Below are 13,324 nucleotides of genomic sequence, written 5' to 3' on the forward strand. Positions count from 1 at the left end.
GCAGTGGTGAACAAGCCCTTGGGCTTCGATTCGCTTTTCAGTCCCTTATCTGGATTTCTTCCATGAGCCTTTCCAGTCGACGCTTGTCGTTCATCCTCCTGACGGGGCTTCTGGCCTGTCTGGTGGCCGCGACATTTTCCAGCCTGGCCACTCATGTGCGCTTCGGGCTGGAATTTCGCGGTGGTTACGAGATTTATTACGTTGTGAATCCGGCACCGGGCAAAACCCTGCTCGCCAAGGATGACCTGTTGCAGACGGTCGCGATCCTGAGTAAACGCGCCGACAGCATCGGTATTACCGAGCCGGACATCCGGGTCGAGGGCGCCAACCATATTCGGGTGAAACTGGCAGGCCTGACGTCCGCCGAAGAATCACGCTCGCTGCTCGGAAGTTCGCAGGGGTTGCCCACGCAGCTGACTGAGAAATACACCCAGACCGTCGGCAGCGTACTCGGCAAAACCGCGCTGGCGGAAACCGTTCAGGCTGGTTTGATCGGCATCGCCTGTATTTTCCTGTTGCTGGTGGGGCTGTACCGCACCGCCGGTTTGATCGCCGCGTTTTGTACGCTGGTCTACCTGTGGCTATTGCTGATTGTGTTCACCGCCTCGGGTGCCACCTTGTCGCTGTCGGCGGTGGTGGCGTTTGTGCTGGGTATAGGCATGGCGGCGGATGCGAGCATCATTTGCCTGGAACGTATTCGCGAGGAAATCGACCTTGGCCGGTCTCTGCGCGAAGCCGTGGATAACGGTTTCAAAGGCTCGCTGCCGACGATACGTGATGCAAACCTGGTGACCGCGCTGGCGATGATTGCCTTGTTCGCGGCCGGCATCGGACCGATTCAAGGATTTGCGCTGACCATGCTGGTGAGCATCGTGATCAGTGTCGCCACTAACTTCTTGCTGATTCGCCAGCTGATGCTGTGGCTGGTCGATACCCAGTGGGTCAACCAGTGCTGGTTGATTGGCAAGGGCAAGCCGCGCGCCACCAAGGCGCGCCGTTTCAACTTCGTGGGCCTGGGTAAAACGGCGATTGTGGTCTCGTTGCTGACCATCGTTTCCGGCTCGCTGTATTACCGCGCTCACGGCCTGAACCTGGACATCGATTTTACCGCCGGCACTGCGCTGGACATCGACGTCGACCGTGCGATCACTCAGGAAACCGCCACGCAAATCATGACCGGGGCGGGCACCATCCCGGCCACCGTGGCCGTGGGCGGTGCACAGAATCAGCACATCGCCGTACGCTTCGATGAAGTGCTCAAGCCCGCTGATCTTAAGCAGATCATTACTGCGTTCAAGGGTAAGTATCAGACCGTAGAGTATGAGGAAAACACCGCAGACCCGGGCGTTGCACGGGATTTTGCCACTCGGGCCATTTATGCGGTGATTGCGGCATTCGCCAGCATCGCGATCTATATCGGCCTGCGTTTCTCCTGGGCCATCGCCTTGGCAACCTTGCTGCCGATCGTTCAGGACATCCTCATCGTTTCGGCGATCTTCTCGCTGTTCAAGTTCGAGATCGACGTCACTTACATCGCGGCATTGCTGACGATCATCGGCTATTCACTGAACGACAAGATCGTGATCTTCGGACGCATTGTCGAAAACGTGAAAAAGTCCCCGCCGGTGGATGCGCTGGCCTTGTGGAGCCTGATCAACCTGAGCATCAGCCAGACCCTGAGGCGTTCGCTGTACACCGTGCTGACAGTGGTGATGGCGTCGACCTGCCTGTATCTGTTTGCCTGCGAACCGTTGCAGATGTTCTCGCTGGCTCTGGTGCTGGGTCTGATATCCGGCGCGGTGTCGTCGATTTTCATGTCCAGCGCTATCTGGCTGACGCTTTCTCGGCGAAGCTTTCGGGTGGCGAAGGTTGGTTCAACATTGAACCTCAGCCCCAAGCGTGTCCCGCATCTGGCGTCCACGCCGTTCCTGGGGGCGCTGCTGTTCGTCTGCACGGTCGGCGTCGGTGGGTGGTTCTGGGTGCCGGCTCAGGCAACGGCCGGTAAAACGACGGTGAGCGCCTCGACGGTGACCGGTTCCCTTGGCGATTTGTCGAGTTTCCGGAAGATTACCGTAGACACTGCCCGTTTAGTGGACGCCGGCGACCTGAAGGCAGCCAAGGCTCGCATCACCGATCTGGAAACCGCCTGGGATCAGGCCGAAGAAACCTTGCAGCCGAAGGCGCCGGCATCCTGGACGTCGGTCGACAAATCGATCGACCGTGCGCTGTCCCAATTGCGCTCCGGCAAACCGGACCCGAAAGCCTGTGCCGACGCCCTGAAAACCCTGCTGGCCAAGCTTGATAGCCAGCAGAGCAGTGCCGCCATTCCTGTAGCGGCACCTTCCGCGGGGTCGATGGGCGACTTGTCCTACCTGAAGGTCATCATTACCGACACCGAAAAACTGCTCGGCAGTGGCGACATGAAAGGCGCACGGGCCAGGATCACCGACCTGGAAAGCACTTGGGACCAAAACGAGGAAAAGCTGCGACCGATTGATCCTGAAGGCTGGACCTCCATCGACAAGTCCCTGGACCGGGCGTTGAAGCAAGTCAGAACCGGGTCGCCGGATCTGGCGGCGTGTACCGAGGCACTGAGCAACCTGGCGACAAAGATCGACAGCAAAAGCGTGCACTGACATTTATTAGCCCCGGGGTATAAACGCCACGCTCTGGTCTTCACGGCCGTGGAATATGCGCTCGCCGTTGTTGGGCGTGGTGGTGATGACCTGATGGTCGGCACTCAGGTAGTCCAGCGGTACTGCATCACCGTTGCGGTACTGGGTGATAACGATGGTGCGTTGCGGGTCCCAGTGCTGGCCGCTGGTGTTGTCCAGCCAGGTCATCAGCGCGGCGGTATCGCCGGTGCGAGGAAAGTCCTGGGTTTGCTGCACATAATAGAAGGGGGCGCCGCCGGTTTGCAGGTACATCGGCACTTTGTTGTCCACCTCGATCATCACCATGCGCCATGTATTGAGCGGTGCGCGTTTGCTGGCCTCAAGCCTGACCGTCTCACCGAACTGAACCACGCCGCCACCGCCGTTGGTCCAGGGATAGAACACACCGAGTATCGCCATCAACAACACAGCGGTCAGGCCGAAACCGATTTTCAATCGGCGACTACCGAACCTGTCTGTGGCATTGCGTTCGGCCATTCGCCGGGTGATCCACCAGGCGCCCAGCAACTGGGCGAAGGGCACCAGGGGCAACACGTAGTAACTGCGTCGACTGCCGCTGGCCGTGAAAAACAGCATCAACAGACCCAACCCCCAAACCAGCCAGCGCGTATTGGGTTCGACGCTGCGCCAGTGGCGCAGCGCAAACCACAACCCCAGCATCCAGCAAGGCGCCCATGGCAGGGTGTAGACCGGGAGGTAAATCAGATAGGTGTAGATCGGTCCGATGTTGTCGAAGGGCTGGAAAAACCGCACGACGTTTTCCCGCAGCACCAGGCCCAGGCCACTTTCGCCATAAGTCGGCGCGCCGTAGAGGTGCGACAATATGAATGGCGTCATGTAAAACGCCCCGGCGATGACCAGGGCTGCGCACAGCCGCAGATTGAGGTGGCTTTTCCAGCGACCGTCCTGCACCACATGCGGTAACAGCAGCAAGCCCGGCAGAATGAAGCCGATCAGGCCTTTGAACAATGAGGTCAGGGACAACAGCAGGAAAAACACCAGGTAACGGCTGAAACGCGTGTCTTGCGGCCCGCGCCAATACCACCAGACCGCCGCCAGAACACCGCAGACGGTGAGGATGTCGGCGGTGGCGACCCGTGCCCAGAACACGAAATAGAAGGTGGTCGCCAGCATCCAGCCGGCAATCAACCCGGTGCCTTTGCGCATCAGCTGCTCGCCGATCAAGTACACCAGCCAGACGCTCAGCCAGGCAGCAACCACCGAGGACAAGCGTAATGACCAGTGTCCCAAACCGCCGGTCAGCCACGCGGTGGCCGTGATCAGCCAGTAGGAGGGCAGCGGTTTGTCGTAATACGGCCCGCCCTTGAGGTAGGGATCGAAATAGTCACCGCTCTGCAGCATTTGCAGCGCGATGTTGGCCCAGCGGGTTTCCGGCCCCCATAACTCCCGCGTGCCCAGACCCAACAACAAAATCAGCGCAGAGGCGCCGAGCAGGAGCGCCAACGCGCCCCTGTCACTAGCCCGAAGGTTCATGGCGGGTTTCCTGTAGGAAGAACGGCGTCAGGGTTGGCTCTGCGGGAATATCAGAATCTCCAGTTGGCCGCGCTGATAACGCTTGCCATCGATGGGCAACATCTCGACTTCCTGCATTTCCACGACGCTGTTAACCCGCATCACCACACCGACCGCGCCTTTTTTGCGGGCCTCGGTCATCCATTGCCCGACGTTGTCCATGGTGACTTTACGTGACGCCATGGCGGGATCATCGAGGCCATATTTCAGCTCGCCGATAGTGTTGTAAAGATCGACCTGTGGCCGCTTCAGTCGCCACGACAAAGCTGACGCCGCACCCAGATCGTTGCTGAGCAACGATGTCGTCTGACTCAAGGCATCCAGATGCTCGGCGATGAACTGGTCAGGCATTTGGCTATTGACGATCTGTGCCGGCATCGCAGCCGGCAACAACGCTACCAGCAGCCAGATGCCGAGTGCCGGCATTGCCCAGAACATCAATGGACGCAGCACCTGCAAGGCGTTGGTGATGATCCAGCCGAGCAACACGATGAACGCCAGGGACAGGGTGAACATCTCGGTGTTTACGTAGACTTCCTTGGTGGCTTGCAGATAAAGCAGGGCGATCAGGGCGCTGGTGGCGATGACGACGTTGATCACGCCGTTGATGCGAAGGATCCGGCCTCGCCCCTGATTCAACAGCTCCATCACTGTGTGTCCCATCAGCAACGCCAAAGGCAACAGGCACGGCATGATGTAGGTCGGCAGTTTGCCGCTACTCGAGCTGAAGAACGCCAGGGGCAACAGCATCCAGAGCAACAGAAAACCGATCACGGGCTGGCGCTTTTGCTGCCAGGCCTGAACCAACGTCGTCGGCAACAAGGCGGCCCACGGCAGGCTCGAAGCGACCAGCAGCGGCAGATAGAACCACCACGGGCGAGCATGTTGCGCGTTATCGGCAGCGAAACGGCGAATGTGTTCGTGCCAGAAGAAGAACCGCCAGAAATCCGGTTCCTGATGGTGAATGGCGAGCACCCACGGCAGGCAGACCACCGCCGCCACGACCACCGCCAGAGGTCCGTAGCGCAACAGCTCGCCCAGGCGTCGCTGCCAAATCATGTAGGGCAGGGCGATCAACACCGGCAATAACCAGGCGAGAAAGCCCTTGGTCATGAAGCCCATGCCACAGGCAAAACCCAACAGCGCCCAAGCGCCGAGTTTGCCGCGGGAGGAATGGCTATCGATGGCAAACCACAACGCGACCAGGCTCAAGTTGACCCAGAGCGTGAATTGCGGATCGAGGTTGGCGTATCCGGCTTGTCCGGCGATCAGGCCGAAGCTCATGTAGAGCAAGGCGCAGATAAAACTCTTGCCCGGGTCATTCCAGAATCGGCGAGCAATCAGGTAAGTCAGCCAGACGCTCAGCCCGGTGCTCAGCGCCGAAGCGATACGCACACCAAACAGGTTGTCGCCAAACACCGCTTGACCGATGGCGATCATCCAGTAACCGGCGATGGGTTTCTCGAAGTAGCGGATACCCATGAAGTGCGGGGACACCCAGTTACCGCTCAGCAGCATTTCCTGACTGATCTGGCCATAACGGGTTTCATCGGGAATCCATAGACCATGGGTGACTAGCGGCAGCAGGTAGAAAACCACGTAGGCCAGCAGCAAGCCGGGCACGATCCAGCGTTCGGTGATGGGCAGCGCACGCGCGGTGCCGCGCAATAAAGAGCCGTCGGGGTGGGGCAACAAGTTATTGGACGTCATGACTCGACCTTGGCGCAGAAGGATGTTGCTCCGCTAGGTGCATGCGTGCACTAGCGGAACTTCTTACATAAAGCAACACAATAGTGATGTGGACTACAGAAGTTGCGTCAGCCATCTAAGGGTTACGGACTAGTTATAGTCTGCCCGAGCAAAAACGCTTTCTCGGCTTCGACTTTTTTTGCCGCGATTATTGTTTCAAGGCTTTGCCGTGCAACAGCGTCTGCCAGTCAGTGGCATTCACAATGCCGAGTACCTGGGGTTGCCCGTCGGCGGCAATTTGCACGAACAAGGCACTGCCATACTTACTGGTCGTCGCGTGCTCGAAACCGGTCTGGGCTTCGAAGTCGCTGATGCAACCGCTGTGCGTGACCAGCACCAGATTCCGATGGGCTTGCTTGTGCGCCACCACATCGTTACGCAGGGTTTTGCCGCAACTGACCAGCCATTCCTGGGTCGCCGCGTCTTTACCGAACATGTAGCGCGAGGTTTGTGCCGTGCGGGTGGCTGGGCTGCTCAGCACATCGGTTTGGGTCATGCCCAACTGCATAAAGCCTTGGCCCACGGCTGTGGCGGCTTCGCTGCCGACTCGGGTAATGCCGTCGGCGGGGCCAAGGCACGGATTGCTGGACTGGTCGCAGCGTTCCGCATGGCGAACCAGTACCACCACTTCACCGGCTTGCCAGCGATCGACCAGGCTGTTGGTCGCTTCGGACCCGGCGGTCGCCAGGTTGATCGGCGATCTGGGCCACCAGACAAACCCCGTGACGAGTGCCGCGATAACCAGAGCGGCCGTTGCCGCGGCCAGTTTGCCGAGCCGCGATGTAACGATTCGTGCCGCTGGCTGTTTGCGCGATACATGATCAACCATGTTTTGTTTACCCGTCGGTACGCAATAGAGAACAACTTTCAAATACAACCCTGCGTAACAACGCTTGAAGGGCCATGGAAAGACACTAGTTCAAGGCAGGTGTCGGAGTGGTGAAAGGGATGTGAAAAATTTGCGTATAAAAATTTCAGTATTTTTTTAGTTGGTTGTTGCAACGCTTGTCTTGAACACCACGTGCAGTGCCCCATCAGAATTGGCGTGTGGTACACAGCAGCCTTCAGCCCAACGGCAGTTGTTTCACCATTGAACTGGAAGGCGCCTGACGACTGTCATTTAGTTGCCGGGCAGCTTTTCGATGTGCCTGCGGTAGCCTGGCTGATGGTGGCGGCCAAGCGCTTCACATTGTTCTGATGAGCCACCACCAACTCATCGATACTCGTGCCGGAAGGCGTCTGCAAGGTGCTGCGGCAGGTGACCAGTGCAGCGTCGCCTTCGCCGAGTTTGCGCAGGCGCCATTTGACGTCGATCAATGCGTACTGGCCGGGTATCGAATCAAAACGCTGAACTTCCAGGCGCAACGACACTTTGCGCTGCGGGTTACTGTTGACCAGTTGATCGACCAGGGCACTGCGCAGTTCTTCCGACAGGCTTGCGCCCCACCATTGTGTTTCGAGGATTGCCAGGCCGGCGTTGCCTTGACGAATGACGATCTGCGGACGGTCGACCTGGGGCGGCACGGTGATGCTTTCGATCTGGATGTCCGCGCCGCCGCTTGCACCGCTCGGTTGAGCCGGGGTCAGGGTGTGGAATTGAATCGGATCACTGCGGCAAGCGGCGAGTAGTAACAACGCAGTGACCAGCGTGATCTTCAGCGAAAATGCCATGGGGTAGCTCCTGTGGTCAGTTGCGCGGTGGCCCTTGCAGATCCATCGGCGGGGCATTGTCGGGGCGGCCGCGAATCAGCGATTCCGGATGCCGTCCCATGTAGTCCGAAAGTTCACGCAACGAGCGCGACATGCGTCCAAGTTCGTCCAGGGTCTGGCTCAGTTGTTCCCGTTGCGGCGAATCTTCGGCGAGGGTCGAACTGGCCGATTGCAAGGTCTTGCTGACGTCCGACAGGGTGGTTTGCACGCCGGGCAGGGTCTTGGCGTTGAATTGTGCGAGGCCTTTGCGCAGTTCGACGAGGTTGCTGTCGAGGTTGCCGGCTATGCGTTCGATGGGCAGCTGGTTGATCTTGTTGACCATGCTCTCGAGTTTTTCCTGCAACTGCTCAAGGCTTCCGGGAATGGTGGGAATAACGACGGGACGGGCGGTTGGATCGAACGCAACTTTCTCTGCTTTGGGGTAAAAGTCGAGCGCGATGTACAGCTGGCCAGTCAACAGATTGCCGTTACGGGCCTGGGCTCGCAGGCCGTTTTCGATGAAGGAGCCGATCAGGCGCACGCTGGCGGCTTCATCGTTGGGGTCATGCTTCAAGGCCTCGAGCAATTTGAGATGAGCCTTACCGAGGCGTTGCGGGTAGATCACGATGCCGACGTTAACCGGGAAGCTGCGGTTCTTCACGTCGAAATCCAGATTGACCGCTACCACCCGGCCGATCTCCATGCCGAGGAATTCCACCGGTGCATCGACCTTGAGCCCGCGCAATGCCTGATCGAAACGCAAGCTCAGGTACTGCGCCTTGCCGTTGGGCGGGGCGAGGGCGGTATGCTCATCCTCGAACAGGTCGAAGGCATTATCCTCCGCTGCCACTTGATCGTTGGGGCTGTATTCCGGCGCGCGAAACGCGATGCCGCCCACCAACAGGGCCGACAGGGACTCGGTCTTCACCGCAAAACCGTTGGCGCCGACATTCACATCAATACCGCTGGCGTTCCAGAACCGGGTATTTTCGGTGACATAGGCGTCGTTGGGTGCATGCACGAAGATTTCGATGTTCACCCCTTTGCCGTCGGCATCCAGTTCATACGCCACCACTTGCCCGACGGGGATCTTGCGGTAGTAGACGGGGGAGCCGATGTCCAGCGAGCCGAGGTCCTGAGTGTGCAACATGAAGCGTTTGCCCGGCTCGCCATAGGTAATGGGCGGCGGGTTTTCCAGCCCGGTGAAGTGTTTGGAACGGGCATCGGCCTGGCCGATGTCGGCACCAATGTAGTCGCCCGACAGCAAGGTATCGATGCCCGAAACGCCACCGGCACCGATGCGCGGCCGCACAACCCAGAATGGCGAGTCTGCACGAGTAAAGCTTTCAGCCTGTTTGTCGAGCTGGATCGTGGCGTCGACGCGTTTCTGGTCGCCGCTCAGTTTCACCTCCGAGACGCGGCCGATGACCACATTGCGGTATTTGACCTCGGTCTTGTTGGCCACCAGGCCGCTACCGGTCTTGAACGTGATGGTGATGGTCGGGCCTTCCTGCAGCCAGCTGTGCACCACCAGGGAAATCCCCACCAACACCGCTACGATCGGCACGATCCATACCAGCGAAACGCTGAAGCGACGAGTCTTGATCGCGGCCTGGCCAGGGGCGTGCGGACCGTCAGTGGCTTGGGACTTCATCCATGCGCTCCTCATCTTGTGGGTTTTCCGGCTCTTGATCCCGTTCTTTATCCCAGATCAGTCGCGGGTCGAAACTCATCGCCGACAGCATGGTGAACACCACCACCAGACCAAAGAACAGAATGCCCGGGCGCGGTTCGATATCGCCCAAAGCCTGGAATTTCACCAATGCCGCCACCAGCGCAACGACAATTACGTCGAGCATCGACCAGTAGCCGATCAGCTCGACAAAACGGTAAAGCCTCGAACGTTCCTTGCGCGCCCAGAAGCTGCCGCGTTGCACCGTGATCAGCAGCAGGGAGAGAGCCACGAACTTGATGCCCGGCACCGCGATGCTGGCAATGAAAATGATCAGCGCAATGTCCCATGCACCGTGTGCCCAGAACTCCAGCACACCGCTCATGATGGTGCTGTCGGAGCCGTTGCCGAACAGACTGGTGTTCATTACCGGCAGCAGATTGGCCGGGATATAAAACACCAGTGAGGCCAGCAGGTAGGCCCATGTCCGGGTCAGAGAGTCAGGTTTGCGGGCATGCAACGGCGCGCCGCAGCGTTCGCATTCGTGAGGTTGATCGGTCATGTCGCAGGCCATGCCACAACTGTGGCACAGGCAGAGGTTGAGTTCGCTGGCGAGCGGAGGCCTGTTCATAGGGTGTCCCACAGATCACGTACATCGCGCCCGGCGATGCGGATCAGCAACAGGCTGAGGACCGCCAGGGCAAACATGCCGATACCCGGCAGCACATCCAGCAACCCGGCGAGTTTGAACACCGCGACCATCGCCCCCAGCAAGCAGACTTCCAGCATGCTCCAGGGCCTGAGGGTTTCCAGCCAGCGCATGCACAGCTTGAAGCCAGGTGAACGTCGGGAGGTAAGGGCGAAGCTCAATACCCAGATCAACAGGAGCAGCTGGAACATCGGCGCGATGATGATGGAAATCGCCGCCACCAACGCAATGAAAGTGATCGGCCCCTGGCTCAGCGCCACCACCGAATCCCACAGCGTCGCGCTGTTCTTCATGCCCTTGAGGCTGATGGTCATGACCGGGTAGAAATTCGAGAAAGTCCACAGCACTGCCGCCGTGAAGCTCAGCGCCAGGCGTTGCTGCACCGACAAGCCGTTGTAACGCGCAAGCACACCGCCGCAACGGGTACACAGGGCCTTTTGATGTTTGGCGAGCGTGACTTTTTCATACACGCAGTCGCAGTGCTCGCAGATGATCAATGGAGCAGTCGTCGCCATGGGCCGCACTCGCCGGAAGGCAGAAGAGTCAGAGCACTCCTTCAATATAGAAGTGACTTGCGATTGAGCAAATCTAAAGGCTACTCCAGGGATAACCCGGATGCGACTTGTGGCGAGGGGGCTTGCCCCCGTTCGGCTGCGCAGTCGTCAACCGGTATGCCTGCATGAATGCGATGGCAGGTTTTGGGGTCGCTTCGCGACCCAACGGGGGCAAGCCCCCTCGCCACAGTTCAGCCAAGTAATTCACGCAGGCGATACCAGAACATGCCAAGCGCCAGCAGCGGTGAGCGCAAGGCTCGTCCGCCGGGAAAGGTCATGTGCGGCACGGCGCTGAACACGTCCAGCCCCTGGCTGTGGCCGGCCTGAATCGCTTCGGCCAGCAACCGGGCGCACCAGTGGGTCACGTTCAGGCCATGGCCGGAATAACCCTGGGCGTAGAACACGTTCGGGTACTGGCTCAGGCGGCCGGCCTGGGGGAAACGGTTGGCGGTGATGCCGATCCTGCCGCCCCATTGATAGTCGATGCGCACATCCGCCAATTGCGGGAAGACCTTGAGCATTTTCGGCCGCATATAGGCGCCGATGTCCACGGGGTCGCGCCCGGAATAATGGCAGGCACCGCCGAACAACAGACGTCGATCCGCCGAGAGCCGGTAGTAGTCGAGGCCGACTTTCTGGTCGCACAGCGCCAGGTTTTGCGGAATCAATTGCGCGGCCACGTCGGGTGCCAACGGTTCGGTGGCGATGATGTAACTGCCCGCCGGCAGCACCTTACCGCTCAGGCGCGGTTCGAGTTCTTCCAGATGTGCGTTACAGGCCAGCACCAGGCTGCCGGCGCGCACTGTACCGCCGGCGCAGCGAACCTGCACGGTGCTGCCGTGGACCAACTCCAGCACCGGGCTCTGCTCGAAAATCCGTACCCCGAGGGATTGCGCCAGTTGCGCTTCGCCGAGCACCAGATTCAGCGGATGCAAGTGCCCAGAACCCATGTCGATCAGGCCGCCGGCATAAAGGTCCGAGCCCACCACTTGCTGGCGGATCTGCTCGGGGCCGACCAGTCGGGTTTCATGGGCGTACTCCAACTCGGCGAGGCTTTGCAGCTCAGCCTTGAACGCAGCGAACTGCGCCGGGGTATTGGCCAGTTCGCAGAAGCCCCAGCGCAGGTCGCAATCGATGCCATGTTCACGGATGCGATTGCCCACCAGCTCCACGGACTCGATGCCCGCACGCTCCAGATAACGCACGCCTTCCTCGCCGACATAACGGGCGAACCCACTGACGTCATGGCCAATGCCACGGATCAACTGCCCGCCATTACGACCGCTGGCGCCCCAGCCGATTCGCCGGCCCTCCAGCAGAATCACCGAGAGCCCGCGCTGCGCCAGTTCGATCGCGGTGTTGACGCCGGTGAACCCGCCACCGATCACGCAGACATCGGCTTCAAGGTCCGAATCCAGCGTAGGGTAGGGTGCCATGCCATTGGCCGATGCCGCGTAATAGGAGCGGGCATGTTGCTTGTCATGCTGATTCATTGGTTGGACTTCACTTTGCTCCAGGAACGGGTCATCAGACGCATGATCGCCTGGGGCGGGGTGGTGGAGATGTAGAGTTTGTCGAGGACATCCTGAGGAGGATAGACCTCAGGATTATTGACCAACTCAGCATCCATGTAGGCCTTGGCCGCCGGGTTCGGATTGGCATAGCCCACCGAGGCGCTGACCTTGGCGATCACTTGCGGGTCCAGCAGGTTATTGATGAAGGCGTGGGCCTCTTTCGGGTTGCTGGCGTCGGCGGGAATTGCCAGCAGGTCGAACCACAGGTTGCTGCCTTCCTTGGGGATCGAGTAGGCGATGTTCACGCCGTTCTTCGCTTCCTTGGCGCGATTGGCCGCCTGGAACACGTCGCCGGAGTAACCGAAGGCCACGCAGATGTCGCCGTTGGCCAGGTCCGAGACGTACTTGGAGGAGTGGAAATAGGTGATATAAGGCCGGATGCTCAAGAGTTTGGCTTCGGCTTTTTTAAAGTCCTCAGGGTTTTCGCTGCGTGGGTCCATGCCCATGTAGTTGAGGACTGCCGGGAATACTTCATCAGCCGAGTCCATCATCGACACGCCACACTGGCTGAGTTTCTTCAGGTTCTCGGGTTCGAAAAACACGGCCCAGGAATCGATGTGATCAATGCCCAGCACTTGCTTGACCTTGTCGACGTTGTAGCCGATGCCGTTGGTGCCCCACAGATACGGCACGGAATGCGCGTTCTGCGGATCGTTTTTCTCCAGCAGCGTCAGTAGTTTCGGGTCGAGGTTTTTGAAGTTGGGCAGCTGCGAGCGATCCAGTTTGAGGAACGCGCCGGCCTTCACCTGGCGCGCGAGAAAGTGGTTGGACGGCACCACCACGTCATACCCGGTGCGGCCGGCGAGCAGTTTGCCTTCCAGGGTTTCGTTGGAATCGAATACGTCGTAGATCACCTTGATCCCGGTTTTTGCCTGGAAGTCGGCGAGGGTGGTCTCGCCGATGTAATCGGTCCAGTTGTAGACGCTGACGCTCGGCTGAGCCTGTGCCCCGGCGCTGAACAATACCGCCAGCGCGACCGGAACCACGGATTTCAATAGACGCATATCGACACCTCTTTGAATTATTCGTCTTTGTGGGATCGGGCTTATGTGGCGAGGGGGCTTGCCCCCGTTCGACTGCGAAGCAGTCGTAAAACCAGTCATCACTTTCTAAATTCAAGATCGTGGTGACCGTTGTTAGGGGTGCTTCGCACCCCAACGGGGGCAAGC

Annotated in this window: 10 protein-coding genes; 1 reads left to right on the top strand and 9 read right to left on the bottom strand. The window is 59.4% G+C overall.

The genetic code is table 11. The features are described from left to right. Positions 1-62 precede the first annotated feature (62 nt). A complete protein-coding gene (gene secF, locus ACEN9A_RS13875) occupies positions 63-2,636 on the top strand; it encodes a protein translocase subunit SecF (protein WP_258674048.1) in 2,574 nt (857 codons plus the stop codon). Between the two features lie 6 nt (positions 2,637-2,642). Here the strand turns inward: secF and ACEN9A_RS13880 are convergent, their stop codons facing one another. The 9 genes from ACEN9A_RS13880 to ACEN9A_RS13920 form a co-directional block, all read right to left on the bottom strand. Beyond that, a complete protein-coding gene (locus ACEN9A_RS13880) occupies positions 2,643-4,169 on the bottom strand; it encodes an ArnT family glycosyltransferase (RefSeq protein ID WP_258674049.1) in 1,527 nt (508 codons plus the stop codon). 27 nt (positions 4,170-4,196) lie between these two features. Beyond that, complete coding sequence (gene arnT, locus ACEN9A_RS13885; protein ID WP_258674050.1) at positions 4,197-5,918, bottom strand: lipid IV(A) 4-amino-4-deoxy-L-arabinosyltransferase; 1,722 nt, start codon at positions 5,916-5,918, stop codon at positions 4,197-4,199. 187 nt (positions 5,919-6,105) lie between these two features. After that, positions 6,106-6,786, bottom strand: a complete 681-nt coding sequence (pmrG, locus tag ACEN9A_RS13890; RefSeq protein WP_258674051.1) for a lipopolysaccharide core heptose(II)-phosphate phosphatase PmrG — start codon at positions 6,784-6,786, stop codon at positions 6,106-6,108. A 287-nt stretch (positions 6,787-7,073) separates the two neighbouring features. Next, entirely contained in the window at positions 7,074-7,628 is a 555-nt protein-coding gene (locus ACEN9A_RS13895; RefSeq protein ID WP_019649693.1) for a PqiC family protein, read from the bottom strand. Positions 7,629-7,644: 16 nt separating this feature from the next. After that, positions 7,645-9,300, bottom strand: coding sequence for a PqiB family protein (locus ACEN9A_RS13900; RefSeq protein WP_258674052.1), 1,656 nt, complete (start codon positions 9,298-9,300; stop codon positions 7,645-7,647). Further along, positions 9,281-9,949, bottom strand: a complete 669-nt coding sequence (locus ACEN9A_RS13905) for a paraquat-inducible protein A (protein ID WP_019649695.1) — start codon at positions 9,947-9,949, stop codon at positions 9,281-9,283. The genes ACEN9A_RS13900 and ACEN9A_RS13905 overlap by 20 nt, the downstream gene beginning before the upstream one ends. After that, positions 9,946-10,542, bottom strand: a complete 597-nt coding sequence (locus ACEN9A_RS13910) for a paraquat-inducible protein A (protein ID WP_019578875.1) — start codon at positions 10,540-10,542, stop codon at positions 9,946-9,948. The genes ACEN9A_RS13905 and ACEN9A_RS13910 overlap by 4 nt, the downstream gene beginning before the upstream one ends. A gap of 230 nt (positions 10,543-10,772) precedes the next feature. Continuing rightward, positions 10,773-12,074, bottom strand: a complete 1,302-nt coding sequence (locus ACEN9A_RS13915; RefSeq protein WP_258674053.1) for an NAD(P)/FAD-dependent oxidoreductase — start codon at positions 12,072-12,074, stop codon at positions 10,773-10,775. Continuing rightward, the gene (locus ACEN9A_RS13920) at positions 12,071-13,159 is read right to left on the bottom strand and encodes a polyamine ABC transporter substrate-binding protein (RefSeq protein ID WP_019578877.1); all 1,089 of its coding nucleotides are present in this window, start codon (positions 13,157-13,159) and stop codon (positions 12,071-12,073) included. Before ACEN9A_RS13920 ends, ACEN9A_RS13915 begins: the two co-directional genes overlap by 4 nt. Positions 13,160-13,324 lie beyond the last annotated feature (165 nt).

Source organism: Pseudomonas sp. Pseusp18 (genome assembly GCF_059506005.1).